The 15,967-nt window shown below is 69.3% G+C and carries 17 protein-coding genes and 1 pseudogene; 11 read left to right on the top strand and 7 right to left on the bottom strand.

The genetic code is table 11. The features are described 5' to 3' along the window. The first annotated feature begins 58 nt into the window (after nt 1–58). Complete coding sequence (locus LOZ83_RS00650) at nt 59–730, top strand: TetR/AcrR family transcriptional regulator (RefSeq protein ID WP_236787806.1); 672 nt, start codon at nt 59–61, stop codon at nt 728–730. On the opposite strand, the gene LOZ83_RS00645 is transcribed toward LOZ83_RS00650, so the two are convergent. Together LOZ83_RS00645 and LOZ83_RS00640 are read right to left on the bottom strand one after the other, a co-directional pair. Then, nucleotides 727–1,893 (bottom strand): acyl-CoA dehydrogenase family protein, encoded by a 1,167-nt coding sequence (locus tag LOZ83_RS00645; protein ID WP_236787805.1) that lies wholly within the window; start codon nt 1,891–1,893, stop codon nt 727–729. The two genes, LOZ83_RS00650 and LOZ83_RS00645, sit on opposite strands and share 4 nt — an antisense overlap. 11 nt (nt 1,894–1,904) lie before the next feature. After that, nucleotides 1,905–2,069: pseudogene (locus LOZ83_RS00640) on the bottom strand (steroid 3-ketoacyl-CoA thiolase); the annotation flags it as partial. Between the two features lie 20 nt (nt 2,070–2,089). Between LOZ83_RS00640 and LOZ83_RS00635 the strand changes: the two are divergent. Genes LOZ83_RS00635 through LOZ83_RS00620 form a run of 4 tightly spaced genes read left to right on the top strand, consistent with a single transcriptional unit; the run spans nt 2,090 to nt 4,852 of the window. Continuing rightward, nucleotides 2,090–2,296: a hypothetical protein gene (locus LOZ83_RS00635; RefSeq protein WP_236787803.1), complete on the top strand. Its 207-nt coding sequence runs from the start codon at nt 2,090–2,092 to the stop codon at nt 2,294–2,296. Next, entirely contained in the window at nt 2,293–3,633 is a 1,341-nt protein-coding gene (locus tag LOZ83_RS00630; RefSeq protein WP_236787801.1) for an MCE family protein, read from the top strand. Before LOZ83_RS00635 ends, LOZ83_RS00630 begins: the two co-directional genes overlap by 4 nt. Next, a complete protein-coding gene (locus LOZ83_RS00625) occupies nt 3,630–4,295 on the top strand; it encodes a hypothetical protein (RefSeq protein ID WP_236787799.1) in 666 nt (221 codons plus the stop codon). The genes LOZ83_RS00630 and LOZ83_RS00625 overlap by 4 nt, the downstream gene beginning before the upstream one ends. Continuing rightward, the gene (locus LOZ83_RS00620) at nt 4,292–4,852 is read left to right on the top strand and encodes a hypothetical protein (protein ID WP_236787797.1); all 561 of its coding nucleotides are present in this window, start codon (nt 4,292–4,294) and stop codon (nt 4,850–4,852) included. The genes LOZ83_RS00625 and LOZ83_RS00620 overlap by 4 nt, the downstream gene beginning before the upstream one ends. 47 nt (nt 4,853–4,899) lie before the next feature. Here LOZ83_RS00620 and LOZ83_RS00615 read toward each other — a convergent pair whose 3' ends face one another. After that, a complete protein-coding gene (locus tag LOZ83_RS00615) occupies nt 4,900–5,169 on the bottom strand; it encodes a hypothetical protein (protein ID WP_236787795.1) in 270 nt (89 codons plus the stop codon). 335 nt (nt 5,170–5,504) lie between these two features. On the opposite strand from LOZ83_RS00615, the gene LOZ83_RS00610 reads away from it, so the two are divergent. The 4 genes from LOZ83_RS00610 to LOZ83_RS00595 are packed head-to-tail and all read left to right on the top strand — an operon-like array spanning nt 5,505 to nt 9,822. Further along, nucleotides 5,505–6,551 (top strand): LLM class flavin-dependent oxidoreductase, encoded by a 1,047-nt coding sequence (locus tag LOZ83_RS00610; RefSeq protein WP_236787793.1) that lies wholly within the window; start codon nt 5,505–5,507, stop codon nt 6,549–6,551. 39 nt (nt 6,552–6,590) lie between these two features. After that, a complete protein-coding gene (locus tag LOZ83_RS00605; protein ID WP_236787791.1) occupies nt 6,591–8,132 on the top strand; it encodes a class I adenylate-forming enzyme family protein in 1,542 nt (513 codons plus the stop codon). Further along, nucleotides 8,129–8,983, top strand: a complete 855-nt coding sequence (locus LOZ83_RS00600) for an SMP-30/gluconolactonase/LRE family protein (protein WP_236787789.1) — start codon at nt 8,129–8,131, stop codon at nt 8,981–8,983. Before LOZ83_RS00605 ends, LOZ83_RS00600 begins: the two co-directional genes overlap by 4 nt. Before the next feature lie 35 nt (nt 8,984–9,018). Continuing rightward, complete coding sequence (locus LOZ83_RS00595) at nt 9,019–9,822, top strand: enoyl-CoA hydratase/isomerase family protein (protein ID WP_236787787.1); 804 nt, start codon at nt 9,019–9,021, stop codon at nt 9,820–9,822. Nucleotides 9,823–9,843: 21 nt separating this feature from the next. Here LOZ83_RS00595 and LOZ83_RS00590 read toward each other — a convergent pair whose 3' ends face one another. The 3 genes from LOZ83_RS00590 to LOZ83_RS00580 form a co-directional block, all read right to left on the bottom strand. Beyond that, nucleotides 9,844–10,605 carry an SDR family NAD(P)-dependent oxidoreductase gene (locus LOZ83_RS00590; protein WP_236787785.1) on the bottom strand — a complete coding sequence of 254 codons (762 nt, stop codon included), beginning with the start codon at nt 10,603–10,605 and terminating at the stop codon, nt 9,844–9,846. Nucleotides 10,606–10,636: 31 nt separating this feature from the next. Next, the gene (locus LOZ83_RS00585; RefSeq protein WP_236787783.1) at nt 10,637–11,278 is read right to left on the bottom strand and encodes a TetR/AcrR family transcriptional regulator; all 642 of its coding nucleotides are present in this window, start codon (nt 11,276–11,278) and stop codon (nt 10,637–10,639) included. A 136-nt stretch (nt 11,279–11,414) separates the two neighbouring features. Continuing rightward, a complete protein-coding gene (locus LOZ83_RS00580; RefSeq protein WP_236787781.1) occupies nt 11,415–12,230 on the bottom strand; it encodes an amidohydrolase family protein in 816 nt (271 codons plus the stop codon). Between the two features lie 154 nt (nt 12,231–12,384). On the opposite strand from LOZ83_RS00580, the gene LOZ83_RS00575 reads away from it, so the two are divergent. Beyond that, entirely contained in the window at nt 12,385–13,539 is a 1,155-nt protein-coding gene (locus LOZ83_RS00575) for an LLM class flavin-dependent oxidoreductase (RefSeq protein ID WP_236787779.1), read from the top strand. After that, a complete protein-coding gene (locus tag LOZ83_RS00570) occupies nt 13,530–14,216 on the top strand; it encodes an enoyl-CoA hydratase/isomerase family protein (protein ID WP_236787777.1) in 687 nt (228 codons plus the stop codon). The genes LOZ83_RS00575 and LOZ83_RS00570 overlap by 10 nt, the downstream gene beginning before the upstream one ends. A 46-nt stretch (nt 14,217–14,262) precedes the next feature. On the opposite strand, the gene LOZ83_RS00565 is transcribed toward LOZ83_RS00570, so the two are convergent. Next, a complete protein-coding gene (locus tag LOZ83_RS00565; RefSeq protein ID WP_236787775.1) occupies nt 14,263–15,918 on the bottom strand; it encodes an MmgE/PrpD family protein in 1,656 nt (551 codons plus the stop codon). Nucleotides 15,919–15,967 lie beyond the last annotated feature (49 nt).

The following is a 15,967-nucleotide window of genomic DNA, read 5'->3' as shown; positions in this document are numbered from 1 at the left end:
TAGCGATCGTTAGCTAGACCGCTATGCTTTCCCCCGCAGGCACGGCGAAAGGGGTGTGATGGCTCGGCGAAGCGTGGCGGTGCGCCCGGACCCGGCGACCACGAGGGACTGGCGCGAGTTCGGGCCGCTCGAGCTGACCCCGATTCTCGAGGCCGCGCTCGAAGTGTTCCACCAGAACGGCTTCCACGGTGCGACAGTCCGTGACATCGCGCGCCGCGTCGGGCAGACGGTGCCGTCGCTGTACTACCACCACGAAAACAAGGAAGGCGTGTTCACCGCGCTCCTCGAACTCGGCACGGGCGAGGTCGCGTGGCGGGTCCGCGCGGCGGCCGGGGCGGCGCCTGAGCGGCCCGACCTGCAGTTCGTCAACGTCGTCGAGGCCATCGTGCTGCACATGGCGCACCGCCCGACGCTCGCCGCGCTCGACGGCGAACTCCGCCACCTCTCGCCGGTCAACCGCCGCCGCTACGCCGCGCGCCGCAAGGAGGTCGAGAACGTGCTCCGCGATATCGTGGAAACCGGTACGCGCCAAGGGATCTTCACGCCGAAGGACCCCGTCGAGACCGCGCGCGCGTTGCTCGGCATGTGCCAGAGCATCAGCCGGTGGTACCAGCCGGACGGGGCGCTCGACCCGGACCGGCTGGCGCGGCGCTACGTCGACATCGCGCTGATGACCGTCGGCCTCGCCCGCCGTCCCGGGAAACGCGCGCCCCGCCGCAAACCACACTAAGGACGGCCGGCTTCCGCGCGGGCGAGGTCGCGGCCGATGATCTCCTTCATGATCTCGGTCGTGCCGCCGTAGATCGTCTGGATGCGCGAATCGACGAACGCCCGGGCCACCGGATACTCGATCATGTAGCCGTAACCGCCGTGCAGTTGCACGCACCGGTCGACGACGCGCTTCTGCGTTTCCGTCGCCCACCACTTCGCCTTCGCGGCGTCGACTGCGCTCAGCGTGCCCTCGTTCAGCGCGAACACGGCCGCGTCGTGATAGGCCCGGGTCACATCCAGTTCCGTCGCCATTTCCGCCAGCTGGAATCGGGTGTGCTGGAAATCCCCGATCGAGCGGCCGAACGCCTTGCGCTCGAAGCAGTACCGCCGCGTCCCGGCGAACACGGCCTCGGCGCCCGCGAGCGCGCTGGTGGCGATCGACAAGCGTTCGAGCGGCAGCCGTTCCATCAGGTGCGTGAACCCGCGCCCCTCGGTACCGAGCAGGTTCGAAACGGGCACGCGGACGTTGTCGAAGAACAGTTCGGCGGTGTCCTGAGCGTGCAGGCCGACCTTGTCGAGTTTGCGGCCGCGGGTGAACCCGGGGGTCCCGGTTTCGACGACGATGAGGCTGAACCCGCGCGAGCCCGCCGCCGGGTCGGTGCGTGCGACCACGATGACGAGATCCGCGTTGACCCCGCTGGTGATGAACGTCTTCTGCCCGTCGATCACCCAGTCGCCGCCGTCGCGCCGGGCGGTGGTGCGCACGCCCTGCAGGTCGCTGCCCGCGCCCGGTTCGGTCATCGCGATCGCGCCGATCAGCTGCCCGGACGCCATGCCGGGCAGCCAGCGGCGTTTCTGCTCTTCGGTGCCGAGGTCCTTGACGTAGGGCACCACGATGTCGTCCTGCAGGGAGAAGCTCGAGATCAGCGACGCCGCGCCGACCCGCGCGAACTCCTCCATGACCACGACCTGGTACCGGTAGTCCGGCTGGCCGCCCCCGCCGTACTCCTCGGGAACGCCGAGCCCGATGAGGCCCTGCTTGCCGGCAGACTCCCACGTCGCGCGGTCGATCAGGCGCTCGCGGTCCCAGCGCTCGAGTTTCGGTGCCACCTCGCGGACCACGAATTCGCGCACGATCTCCCGGTACGCGTCGTGATCCTCGGTGAACAGGCGTCGTTCCATCGAAAATGCTCCTACAGGCGCTCGATCAGGGTGGCGTTGGCCATGCCGCCGCCCTCGCACATGGTCTGCAGCCCGTAGCGGCCGCCGGTCGCGTGCAGGTGGTTGACCAGCGTGGTCAGCAGGCGGGTGCCCGACGCGCCGAGCGGGTGGCCCAGCGCGATCGCGCCGCCGCGCGGACAACCCGCTGACCGCACCGGTGAACCCGCCGCCCGCGCCGGCCGTCGCCGCGCCGCCGATGCCCGGTCCGCAGCCGGGGGCACCGCAGGCACCGCAGTCCGGGCTCCTGCCGGGAGCGCCGGCGGCCTCTCCCAGCGCGACCCCGCCGGCACAGCCGCCGGTCGACCCGAACTCGGTCGAAGGCCTGCTGGACGGGCTACTCGGCGCGAAAGGCGGTAACCCGTGATCACCCGGTTCGTCCGGATCCAGCTCATCGTCTTCACGATCCTGTCGCTGACGGCGGGCGCGATCATCTTCTTCCAGTACGCCCGCGTGCCCGATCTGATGGGCGTCGGGAAGATCGACGTGACCGCGCGGTTCAGCGAGGGCGCCGGGATCTACCCGTACGCCAACGTCACCTACCGCGGCGTCCAGGTCGGCAAGGTGAAGGACGTGCGGCTCGCCCCCGACGGGGTGGACGTCGACATGAGCATCGACAACTCGGCCGCCGTGCCGGAGGACGTCGACGCGAACATCCTGAGCGTGTCGGCGATCGGTGAGCAGTACGTCGACTTCGTGCCCCGGCCCGGCGCGACGGCCGCGATGAAGGACGGGACGCGGATCCCGCTCGACCACACACACATCCCGCGGCAGATCGCGCAGGTGCTCGACGATGTCAACGGCCTGTTGACCTCGGTGCCGACGGACAGCCTTGGCGTGGTCCTCAACGAGGCCCAGCAGGCTTTCCAAGGCCTGGAGCCGGATCTGCGGAGCCTGCTGTCCAATACGGACAACCTCGTGCGGCAGGCGGACGCCAACTACGGCCCCACGAGCAAACTGCTCACCGACGCCGAACCGGTGCTGGACAGTCAGCTGTCCACCACGCCGGCCATCCGGCAGTGGACCAAGGACCTCGCGGCCTTCACCGGCCGGCTCGAGCAAAGCGACGGGGACTTCCGTCAGCTGCTGCGGTCGGTGCCGGGTGCGGCGAGCCAGGTGCAGGGCTTCTTCCAGGATCTGTCCTCGAGCGCGCCGACACTGCTGTCGTCATCGGGCGTGTTGACGGACCTCGCGGCCGCGTATCACAAGCCGATCGAAGAGGTCCTGGTCGTCTACCCGATGGTCGCCGCCGCCGAGATCCTGGGCGCGGCCCCGGACCGCGGCGGGCAGTTCCGGCTCGCGTTCAAGACGATCGCGAACTACCCGGGTGGCTGTTCGGAGGGCTGGCCCACGGAGAACCAGCCGCTCGGGCCCCGCGGCCCGGAGGACCTGACGGACGAGGCGTTCCCCAAGACCGCCTACTGCCAGATCCCCCAGAACGACCCGCGTGTCACGCGCGGTGCCCGCAACCTGCAGTGTTTCGAGCCTGGCTCCCCGCCGGGAAGGAGGGCGGCGACCATCTACCAGTGCCGCGGCGACGGGTACTCGGCGACCAGCCCGGGCAAGGACCTGATCCCGGTCGACAACCCGGCCGCGCAACTGGGCAACAACGTGCTCGGACTACTCGGTGGCCCGGGAACTCAGCCACCATCACCAAAGGAGCTGACATGGCAGAACCTGGTCCTGGGCGGTCTCACACCGTGACCGTCGAAGCACCGCCGGACGCCGCTGCCGCGCCCGAAGAGAAGCGCAAGCCGACGCCGTTCAAGCGCGCCAAGGCCGACGCGGTGGTCCCGGAGGTCGACGAAGACGCCGTGGACGTTGACGTTGACGAGGCCGAACCGGAGCCCGAGCCCGAACCGGAGCAGCGGCGGCCCTGGTCGAAGGTGACCATCGCGATCGGGGCGCTGCTGTGTGCGCTCTGCGTCGCCGCGCTCGTGTTCGGCGGGATCTTCGGCAGCAAACTGCTCTCGGACAAGCAGCGCAACGACGACCGCGCGGCCGCGCTGGACGCCGGGCGGCAGGTGGCGATCAACCTGGCCACCATCAACTACGCCACCGGAAAGCAGGACATCCAGCGGATCCTGTCCACCGGGACGGGCGACTTCGCCAACCAGTTCCAGGCCAACGTCGACTCCTACCTCGACCTGGTGAACCAGGCGCAGGTGGTCAGCACCGGCAAGGTCGCGGAGTCCGGTATCACCAGCCTCGACGGCAACGACGCGAAGGTGCTCGTGGCGATCACCAGCAGCGTGAAGAACAAGGACGACAAGGCCGGCGAGGACCGCTGGTACCGGATGTCCATCGAGCTGCAGCGCCAGGGTGACGGCCGCTGGCTCGCCTCACGAGTGGAGTTCGTCCAATGAGCAAGGTGAAGGCGATCCTGCTGTGGCTGCCGCAGCGGATCCTGCTCGTGGTCTTCCGCCTGGTGCTGTTCGTGCGGAATAGTCCGAAGTGGACACTCGGCATCCTCGGCGCGGTCACGGTGATCCTGGCCGGCGCGGCGGGTACGGCGTTCGTCGTGCACCAGCGGGTCGGTGACACGGAGGCGGCGCGCACGGAGGCGTCCGACGCGGCGAAGAAGAACGTCGCGACCCTGCTGTCGTACGACTACCGGTCCATCGACGGCGCGGCGAACCAGCGGGCCGATCTGCTCACGGACGCGTTCAAGAACGACTACGCGCAGCTGGTCACCAACACCGTCGCGCCGGCGGCGAAGAGCCGCAAGCTCGTCACGACGACGACGGTCGCGGCCGAGTCGGTGGTGGACGCGTCGCGCGACCAGGTGGCGCTGCTGCTGTTCCTCAACCAGCAGTCCCAGGCGGACGGCACCGACCAGCCCATCTACACCGGGAGCCGGGTGCGGGTCGTCGTCAAGAACGTCGACGGCGGCTGGCGCGTCTCGCAGATGACGCCGCTGTAACGAGGTGTCCGGCGATCGCCGCCGGGGGGCGATCGCCGACACCCGGGTCAGCGCAGCGCGGCCCGCGGGTACGGCAGCGGCTCGGCATTGACCGCGCTGAGCGGCGAGCGGCACGGCAGGGTGCCACACACGAGCTGGTCGTTGTCCCCGTCGATCTGGTGCAGCGCCGAACAGGGTGAGGACGGCTGCGGCCAGTGCGGCGCGGCGTCCGGATCGTTTCCTTGTGCGCGCGGGCGAGATGTCCACGGGCCTCCCCTCGGCGTTGAGTGGATGCGCCGCCGGTCACGGTGTCGATCCGCGCACGCGCCCGTGAGCACGTGCTCGCGATGCGCGCTCTAGAAGCACGAGGCCGCCGCGTGGCTCGCCGCCGCGGATCGCCCGAAGCTCGGCGCCCTCGAACGCGCCGGAAGACCTGGAGATCGCCTTCGAGGTTCCGTCGCGTCCGTCAACGGACGTGTTGCCGCGCCTGGACGGACTGACCGAGCACGTCCACGCACGGCGATCTCCCTGTGGTTAAACGGAATCCCCGCTCAGTCAACGCCAGGGTTGACAGATCGAGGGGACGGCAGGCACGATTTGAGTTCGGTACGACTTGCGAAGACTGCGATCACGGGAGATTGAGTTGGAATTCGGGCTTCTTTACGAGTGGCAGATGCCTTCCGGGGTCTCGCGTGAGGACGAGTCGCGCCACTTCCACGAAATGTTCGAGCAGATCAAGCTCGCCGAAGAGGTCGGCTTCAAGACCCTCTTCTCGGTCGAGCACCACTTCCTCGAATCCTTTTCCCACGCCTCCGCCCCCGAAGTCCTGCTGACCTGGGCGGCGGCGAACACCACGCGGATGCGCATCGGGCACGGCGTGCGGCTCCTGCCGTACCCGTACAACCACCCGATCCGCGCGGCCGAGCAGGCCGCGACGCTGGACCTGCTTTCGCAGGGCCGGCTCGAGTTCGGCACCGGCCGCTCCGCGACGCTGCCCGAACTCGGCGGTTTCGGCATCAACCCGGCCGAGACGCGTGAGATGTGGCGTGAGTCCCTGGAGCTGATCCTCAAGGCGTGGCAGAACCCCGTCGTCGAGCACGAGGGCAAGTACTTCAAGCAGGCCCCGCGCACGCTGGTGCCGAAGCCGCTGCAGCAGCCGCACCCACCGCTGTGGATGTCGTGCACCAGCCCCGAGTCGCACGAGATCGCCGGCGCGCTGGGGCTCGGCCTGCTGTCGTTCACGCTCGCGCTGGACGTGCAGGAGGTCGCCAGCCGCATCGCGAAGTACCGCGAGCGGATCAAGACGGCCGACCCGATCGGCGCCGTGGCCAACGACCAGACCGCCGTGTTCGTGATGGCGCACTGCGCGGAGACGAACGAGCTGGCGCGCGAGCGCGCGCGGGCCGGGGTCATGCAGTACCAGCACGACCAGATCGAACTGCTGGTGTCGCTCATTCCGGAGCTCAAGGACAACAGTTCCTACGACTATTACCAGCGTTTCGTCGGCGTCGACTACGACAAGTTCACTTACGACTACCTCGAGAACAAGGAAATGGTTCTGGTCGGCGACCCGGAACGGTGCGTCAAGCTGGCCAAGAAGTACGAGGAGATCGGCGTGGACCGGCTACTCTTGTTCGTTCAGTACAAGGACATGCCCCACGAGCACACGATGGACGCGATCCGGTTGTTCGGCAAGGAGGTTCTTCCGGCGTTCGGCTAGCACGCCTCGTTCCCCATTCCCCGGTCAGGGAGAACCTCGATGATCAACATTGCCGGCCTCGCCGACATGTTCGCGGCGCGCAACGCGGCGCAACCCGCATTGATCGATCCTGTCAGCGGCATCAACCGGACGTACGGCCAGCTGGCCGACCGGACGGGCCTGCTGGCCACGGCCCTGTTCGACGTGCACGGCATCCGGCCGGGCAGCCGGGTCGCCGCGCTGTCGCGCAACTCGATGGAGCTCATGGAGCTGTACCTGGCCTGTGCCCGCACCGGATCGCTGCTGTTCCCGCTGAACTGGCGCTTCTCCCCGGAGCAGGTCGTGACGGCGCTGCGGGACGCGACGCCGTCGGTCGTGTTCTACGAAGCCGAGTTCGCCGACGTCGTGGACCAGATCCGGACCCAGGTGGACACCACGTGGGTCGAATGGGCCAGCGGCAAGGACACCGAGTACGAGGACCTGCTGGCCAGGGTCCGGACGCGGGCCGGCGACGTGCGCCCGCTACTGCCGGACCCGGGCTCGCTGCTGTTCCAGCCGTTCGTCGCCATCTCGACCGGCGGCACGACGGGTGTCCCGAAGAGCGCCGTGCACTCGCAGTACAGCTACGGTGCCTGCACGATCGACTACCTGGCGGGCACCCGGGTCGCGGAGAACGACGTGTACCTGATGCTGGGCCAGCTGTTCCACGTCGTCGGGTACATGGCGTTCGCGTACCTGCTGCGCGGGCGGCCGGTCGTGGTGGCGAACTTCGAGACCGACAACATGCTGGAGCTGATCCGGCAGGAGAACGTCTCGGCGTTCATGGCGATCGGCGCGATGCTGCCGCGGCTGGTGTCCGAACTGGAACGTGACGGCAAGCCGACCCCCTCGGTCCGGCTGCTGGAGTACGGCGGGGCGCCGATGGGCGCGGACACCATCCGCCGGGCGGGCGAGCTCTTCGGCGCCGGGCTGATGCAGGCGTGGGGGATGACCGAGTTCGGCCCCGGCACCTACCTCGGCCCCGAGGCGCACCGGCGGGCGCTGTCCGGGGAGAAGCCGGAACTGCTGCGCTCGTGCGGCAACTCCACGATCCTCTCCACGCTGGCCGTGCTCGACCCCGAGACCGGCAAGCCGGTGCCGCGTGACGGCCGCACGATGGGCGAGCTGTGCCACCGCGGCCCGAACAACATGCTGCACTACTGGAACAAGCCGGAGGAGACGGCCGAGGTCATGCGGGACGGCTGGATCCACACCGGTGACGGCGCGACCTGGGACGAGGAAGGGTTCTTCTACATCGTCGACCGGCTCAAGAGCATGATCATCTCCGGCGGCGAGAACGTCTTCCCGAGCGAGGTCGAGCGCTGCCTGTCCGACCATCCGAGCATCGACGAGGTGGTCGTGGTCGGCACGCCGGACGAGGCGTGGGGCGAGGTCGTGAAGGCCGTCGTCGTGCGCGTGCCGGGGTCGTCGCTGACCGAGGCGGAGGTGTCGTCGTACGTCGGGGAACGGCTCGCGTCGTACAAGAAGCCCCGGATCGTGAAGTTCGTGGACGAGCTGCCGATGACGCCGACCGGCAAGGTCAACCGGAAACTACTGAAATGACGGCGTTGCGTGAGCTGGTGGCGCTGCACGGCGGGTACGGGCTGACCGAGGCGGCGCGGTGGTACCCGGAGCACGGTCTGGTGTTCTCCGACATGATCAAGGGCGGCGTGTTCCGGTTCGCGCCCGGGTCGGACGAGCCCTCGATCGTGATTCCGCACCGCAAGGCGATCGGCGGCCTGGTCGCGCACGCCGACGGCGGGTTCGTGGTGAGCGGGCGCAACGTCGCGGTGAAGGACGGCGACCGCACGGTCACCCTGCTGGAGCCGCGCGAGGACGAGTACTTCTTCAACGACCTCAGCGCGGACGGGCGCGGCCGGGTGTTCACCGGGTCGATGCCGAAGCCGGGGCACGCGGCCGGGCGGTTCTACCTGATCGACACCGACGGCGGCACGCACGTGCTGACCGAGGATCTGGAGATCGCCAACGGCATCGCGGCCGACCCCGCGGACGAGGTGCTGTACTCGGTCGACTCCGGGAAACGGTGCGTCTGGCGGTTCGCGCTCGACGGGACGCCGCGGGACATCGCGGCGTCGCGGGAGTTGTTCGTGGACACCGGCGAGTACGACGCCCTGCCCGATGGGATGGCGATGGCCGCCGACGGTTCGGTGTGGGTGGCCATGGCCGGGGCGGGCGTCGTCGTCGGCTGGGACGACCGCGGCGCTCGGGTCGGGGAGATCGCGGTCCCGCACGCGCTCGCGACGTCGGTCGCCTTCGGCGGGCCGGACCTGGACGTGCTGTACATCCTCACCGGCGAGAGCGACGAGTACCCGAATCCCGACGGCGGCACGGTTTTCCGCACGGCGGCGCCGTGTCCGGGACTGGCGGCGCCGCGGGCGCGGGTGCGTCCCTGACGGCCGGTCACCATCAACGTTGAAGAGGAGAGCGGATGAGCACGGTTGAGCTGAGTTCGATCGGCGACGGGGTCCTGTGCATCACGTTCCGGCGGCCGGGTTCCCTCAACGCCCTCAATTTCCCGATGGTGCTCGACCTGCATTCCGTGCTGGCGGAGGCCGAGCGCGAGACCGCCGCGCGCGCGATCGTGCTCACCGGTGAGGGCCGCGCGTTCTGCGCCGGGTTCGACCTGAACGGGTACGGCGACGACGACCGGATCGCCGCGCAGGGCACCACGCGCGGGCTGCTCACCCGCCAGTCGGAGATCGCCGCGACGATCACCCGGCTGCGCGCGTTGAAACAGCCGGTGATCGCGGCGATCAACGGGGCGTGCGCGGGTGCGGGACTTTCCTATGCCGCCGCCACCGACATCCGGATCGCCGCGGACGGGGCCGTGTTCTGCGCGGCCTACCTGCGGGCCGGCTTCACCGGCTGCGACCTCGGCTCGTCGTGGTTGCTGCCGCGCATCGTCGGCGCCGGCCGGGCGCACGAACTGCTGTTGACGGCACGGCGTTTCGACGCCGCCGAAGCCTTGCGCATCGGGCTGGTCACCGACGTCGTTCCGGTCGCGGAGCTTCTCGGCAAGGCGCTCGAAATCGCGGGGCAGATCAGCGAGAACCCGCCACTGTCCACTTTGCTCACCAAGGAAGGCATGTGGGCCGCGGTGGAAGCGCCGTCGCTGGCGTCGGCCATCGAGCTGGAGAACCGTCAGCAGGTGCTCGCCGCGATGACCGAGGACCGCGAAGAAGCCGCGCTTTCGTTCCTGGAAAAGCGCGCCCCCAAGTACGCCAACCGCTGACGCACCGGCCGGTTTCGTGTTTCAGAGCGCGACCATGCCCCCGTCGACGACGAGCGTCGTGCCGGTCGTGTACGACGAACCGCTGCCGAGCAGGTAGATCAGGGCCGGGTCGAGCTCTTCCTGGGTGCCGAACCGGCCCATCATGCTGTTCGCCTGGACGTTCTGCGCGAGTTCTCGCACGCCGTCCTCGGTCATCTCGGTGCGGAAGTAGCCGGGGCAGAGCGCGTTGACGCGGATGCCCTTGCGGCCGGACCACTGCTGCGCGAGGTCGCGGGTCAGGCCGATCACCCCGGCCTTGCTCGCCGCATACGCCGCCTGCGGGAAACGCGGCGCGATCAGGCCCAGCACGCTGGACACGTTCACGATCGACGAACCGGGCCGCATCACCTTCGCGCAGGCCTGCGCCATCCAGAACACGCCGCCCAGATTGATGTCGATCACGCCGCGGAAATGTTCCGGCGTGGCACGGGAAGCGGGCATGGACTCGCCGACGCCCGCGTTGTTCACCAGCCCGTCGACCCGGCCGAACTCGGCCATCGCGAAGTCGACCAGGCGCCGGCATTCGTCCGGATCGGCCACGTCGGTCTGCTGCGAGGCGACCCGCGCCCCGCCGGCGGCCAGCTTGCCCTCGATGTCGGTGAGCCGGTCCTTACGGCGCCCGGCCAGCACGACCGAACCGCCGACCGCGGTGACGGCGCGGGCGAACCCGAGCCCCAGCCCGGAGGTCGCGCCGGTGACGATCACGACGCGGCCGTCGAGGCGGAACGCTCGCAGGGGATCCATGACGTGCTTTCTCCTTGACTTCCGGGCGGAATCACCCGGTGCCGTAGCCCTGCAGGAAGATCTTGGCGTAGGTGTCCGCGATCTCGCGGGGCGCCCAGGTGGCGCCGGGGTGGTACCAGCGGTGCATCCAGTTGACCATGCCGAACAGGGCGAGGGCGGCGATCTCCACGCGGACGTCCGTGCGCAGCGAGCCGTCGGCGCGGCCCTGCTCGAGGATCGAGTGGACCACCGACTCGTAGCGGCGGGTGCGGGTCATGATGTCCTCCGCCCATTCGCCGCCCTGGCGCGAGATCCGGCGCAGGTCCTCGATGTAGACGTTCATGTGCGGGTAGTTGTCCGCATAGGATGTGACCATCGCCTCGATGAGCGCGCGGACCTTGTCCGGGGTCGCGGCGCGCCTGCGGCGGACCTTCTCGGCGGCGGCGATGTCCCGCCCGAGCGCCTGCCGGACGATCTCGCGGAGCACCTCCTCCTTGCTGCTGACGTAGTAGTACAGCGACGCGCGGTCGGTGTTCGTCGCCTCGGCGATGTCCCGGAGCGTAGTGGCCTCGACCCCGCGCTCGCGGAAGACGTGCGCGGCGGCGCGGATGATCTCGTCCCGGCGCGCCAGGTAGCTTTCGTTGCCGTCCTCGAGCGCCGCCTTGCGGCGCGCCTCGATCCCGCTTACGGTCATGTGCCCATGCCTCCGTGATGAACTTCGCGGCCCGCGCGGAGTGGCCGGCGGGCTTCGGCAACGCCAGCGTTGACCAATCGCAAAAGTATCACCACCCGCCATGGGGCGCCCGGTCAACGCCGCTGTGAGATGGCGCTCATGCGCCGAAGAACAGCCGCTGGGCGTTGCCGGACACGAACTTCGTGAACTTCTCCTGATCGCGCCACGGCAGCGCGCGCGCTTCCCGCAGGCACCGCTCGTGGGTCAGCAGCGGGTAGTCGCTCGCGAACATCACCCGGTCGGCGCCACGCGTGTTGGCGTAGCGGATGATCGCCTCGGGGATGTGCTTCGGCGCGATCGCGGAGCTCATCCAGCTGATCGCAGGCCATTTGACCATCAGCTTCACGCACACGTCGACCCACGGTTCGCCGCCGTGCTGCAGCACGATCTGCAGCTCGGGGAAGAACTCGGCGACGTCGTCGACCGCCATCGGGTCCTGGTACTTGCTCGGCACGCGCGGTCCGGGGAAGCCCACGTTGAGCCCGACCGGCACGGCGAGTTCGGCGCATTTGGCGTACACCGGGTACAGCGCCGGGTCGTTGTAGTAGAGCCGCGTCTGCAGGCCCAGCATGCGGATCAGCACGTGCCCGTCGCGCACCAGGCTGTCGACGAGGCGGACCGCGCACATGCCCTCGCGCGGGTCGACCACGTGGGAAAGGCCGAACCGCTCGGGGAACTTGTCGCGCGCGGCGGTGCACCATTCGCGGTCGCCCTCGCCGGCATAGCCGGAACAGAGGATGCCCTTGCTGACGCCGGCCTCGTCCATCTCGTCCACCAGCTGTGCGAGCGAGGTGCCCTGCTCGAGCCGTTCCCGCAATCCGGGGAACAGATACGAGACGTCGGTCTCGTCCTGTGGTGGAAAGATGTTCGGGTTGATCCAGGCGTCGACGACGCCTTCGGGAAGGTCGAACACCAGTGGAGTCTACGTCCGAGTTGACGAGCGGGTCAACGCTCGTGTGTAGTGGCGACAGAAGTTGTCAACACACGAGTTGACAGCTTGCGGCCGCTGCGGGATGCTGCGAACGCGAACGGGTTTGTGAAGGCTTTTCCCTCGATGGAGGTTGTCCATGAAGTTCCATTTGATCCAGCCGGGCATGATCGGGCGCAAGACCGAGATCGAGCAGGGGATGGCCGGTCAGAACAAGGAGCTGTACCAGCGCTATCTCGAAGAGATCCGGGGCTACATCAGGCTGGCCGACGAGCTCGGCTACGCGAGCTACGGGCACAATGAGCACCACCTGCAGATCGAGGGTTTCGAGATCACCAACCACCCGGGCATGTTCAGCCTGTTCGTGGGGCTGCACTCGAAGCGCATGCGCGTCTCGACCCTGGGTTACGTCCTCACGACGCACAACCCGGTCCGCGCCGCCGAGGAGATCGCGACGCTGGACCACATGCTGAAGGGCCGCCTCAACGTCGGCTTCACCCGCGGCTACCAGAGCCGGTGGGTCGGTTCGTACGGCGCCGTGCCGGGCGTCAACGCGACGACGCCGGAGCTGGCGAAGAGCCGCGACGACATCGACAACATGAACCGCGAGATCTTCGAAGAGTCGGTGCAGATCGTCAAGAAGGCGTGGCTGAACTCGACCTTCAGCCACAAGGGCAAGTACTGGCAGTTCCCGCCCGCGGGCGGCCTGACCGGGCACCCGGCGTACGAGAAGTTCGGTGCCGGCATGGGCGAGGACGGCATGGTGCACGAGATCGGCATCGCGCCGCGCTGCTATCAGGACCCGCACCCGCCGCTCTACGGCGCGTTCGCGCACAGCATGCGCACGATCGACATGTGGGCCCGCGAGGGCGGCAAGCCGATCGTGATGGCCAACCAGATGGACTTCTGCGAGGCGCTGTGGAGCCGTTACCTCAAGACCGCCGGCGAGGCGGGGCGCGACGTCAAGCGCGAGGACGCGGCGGCCTGGGGCGGCGTGCTGATGCTGAGCGCCAACCCGAAGCAGCGTGAGCGCATCAAGGAAGAGCACGACTGGTACTGGAACACCTTCTTCCTGCCCTTCGGCCAGGGTTACGCGAACTGCCTGATCGGCGACGTCGACGAGGTTTCGCGCCAGATCGAGCACGCGCACGAGAAGCTGGGCTTCAACGAGATGTGGCTGCAGTTCGGCCAGGGGCACCTCGACCCGGAGGAGAACGAGGAGACGCTGCACGCGTTCGCCGAGAAGGTCATCCCGCGGTTCGCGGAGAAGGATGCGGAAGGCACGTGGGTCTGAGTCGCACCCGGGACGCGCGGGGTGTCGTCACGTTCACGTTCGACGACGCCCCGACCCGCAACGCGCTCGGCTCGACCGTGCTGGCCGACCTCGACCGTGCGCTGGCCGGGGTCGCGGAGGATGCCGGCGTGCGCGTGGTCGTGTTCACCGGCGCGGGCACGACGTTCTCGTCGGGCGCGGACCGGTCCGAACTGGACGATCCGGCGGCGGTCGCCGCGGCGACCTCGCTGCTGGCCTCGATCCTGGAGCGGATCGAGGCCTCGCCGGTACCGGTGGTCGCCCGCGTCAACGGCGCGGCTTACGGGGCAGGCCTGGCGATCGCGGCCGCGGCGGACATCTCCGTCGCGACCGCGGACGGTTTCTTCGGCCTGCCGGAGGTGCGCTTCGGCCTGGTGGCCGGCCCGGCCGCCGCGGCGTGCGTGGGCCGCCTGGGCCCGACGGCGGCGCTGGACTTCCTGTTGACAGGAAGGCGTTTCGACGCCGACGAAGCCGTGGGCCTGTTCACGGCGGTGGTTCCGCGCGCCCAGCTGGATGCCGTCGTCGAGCGGCGGGTCGCGGACCTGGTGGATGGGGATTACCGGGCACTGGCGGCGACGCGGCGTTTGGTGCGGCGGATGGCGCGGCCGGATCTGGCCGAGCGGTTGAAGCTGGCCGCGGAAGTGGCCGCAGGACGGTAAAAGGGGCCCGCGTCAGCACGGCGCGGGCCCCTCTTCCACCACCCACTCACCCCACCAGGGGCTCCGTCACCGCCGTCAGCTTCGCGCAGTGCTCCAGATCCGCGATCGCCGCCGCGACGTCTTCGTCCCCGGCCACCCGGCCGCGCAGGTTGCCGTGGAACTTCTCCGTCAGGTCTGCCCACGTCATCGGGTCGCGGAGGCTGCCGCGCACCACCAGTTGCTCCTTCTCGACCGTCCGGCCGTCGTGGGTCACCACGCGGATGCGCGCGCCGTCCGCCGGTAGGTCCGGGGTCGCGTGCACGCGCACCTTGTCCCGGTACGCCGTGAGCCGCTCGCGGGCGGGCTCGGTGAAGGTGTCCACCGTGACCGCGCCGTCGACCATCGCGGCCGCCACGTTGTACGCCAGCGAGAACTTCCCCTCCAGCGGCGTGCGCGCCCACGGGTACACCAGCACGTCTTCGAGGTTCCGCCGCTCGATCCACACGTCGACCTCCGCGATGTCCGGCTCCGTCAGCCCGGTTTCGCGCAGCAGCCCGACCATGCCGCCGATCGCGCAGTGGTTGGCCCCGCAACAGGGATATCCCTTGAAGATGAGCCCTTCCTCGATCGCGTACGGCCGCGTGCTGCCCGTCTCGGCGAGCCCGTCGAGGACCACGTCGAGATCGCCCTCGCCGCGGCAAATCACGTCGTGCCAGCCGAACCGCTGCTCCAGGATCTCCTGGCTCGCGGTGAACCCGGACCGCGCCAGCAGTGCCGCCTCGATCCCGGTGCGGTTCGCGATCCCGGCGTGCAGCGGTTTGGTCATGGTGCCGAAGTTCGCGCGCAGCCCGCCCGCCTGCGACGCGGCGATCCCGAGCGCGTGCGCGGTCTCCTCGGCCGGCAGCCCGAGCAGCCGCGCGCAACCCGCTGCAGCGCCGAGACTCGAATACACCGACGGCTTGTGATACCCCGCCGCGTACGGCCCGAGCCGCGTGTCGGGGTACATCGTGGTCAGCCGGTGCGCCACCTCGTAGGCGACGACCAGCGCGTCGATGAACGCGGCTCCGTCCGCCCCGGTGTCCTCGGCCAGTGCCCACACCGCCGGCAGGATCGCTACGCTGATGTGCCCAGCGCCGAGCCCGATGTCGTCGTAGTCGAGCGCGTGCCCCGCGGTCCCGTTCGCGAGCGCCGCCAGCGCCGGGGTGAGCCGGACGCCGCCGCCCAGGACGGCTGCCGTGCCGGCACCGCCCTGCGAGCGGGCGTAGGCCAGCGCGAGCTTCCCGGCCTCTTCGGAGGCGCCGGCGACGGTCACGCCGAACAGGTCGAGTACGGCCTGTTTCGCGACTTCGACAGCACGGGGGGACGTGGCTTCCGGGGCGTCGTGGACGAACGCGGCCAGCTCGCGGGTGACCATCAGCCCGCGCCGTTTTTCGATGTGGGCGCGCACCCGGGTGCCGGTCACGTCGGTCCAGCCCTTCTTTCCGGCGTACGCCATCGCGCCGGCGAACTGCTCGTCCCATTCGGCGCTGCGGGGGAAGGGGCATTTCGCCTTCAGGGTGGCGATGTCGAGCCAGACGTGGTCGCCGTCGACGCGCCCCCAGTCGCCGAGCAGCTCGCCCGCCCGCTCGGGGGTCACGTCCCGCAGTTCGACGCTCAGACCCTGGAGATTTTCCGCATCGGCCACCGCGACGCTCGCCGCGGACCCGTCGATCACGACCTTCATGAAGGTCAACGTACGGCGCGTGCGACCCGGGTGTCAACGGAGCCGTTGA

This window comes from Amycolatopsis sp. GM8 (assembly GCF_021653975.1).
Classification (GTDB): domain Bacteria; phylum Actinomycetota; class Actinomycetes; order Mycobacteriales; family Pseudonocardiaceae; genus Amycolatopsis_E.
Note: the sequence above shows the minus strand (reverse complement) of the source record. Positions and strands in the feature narration are given on the sequence as shown.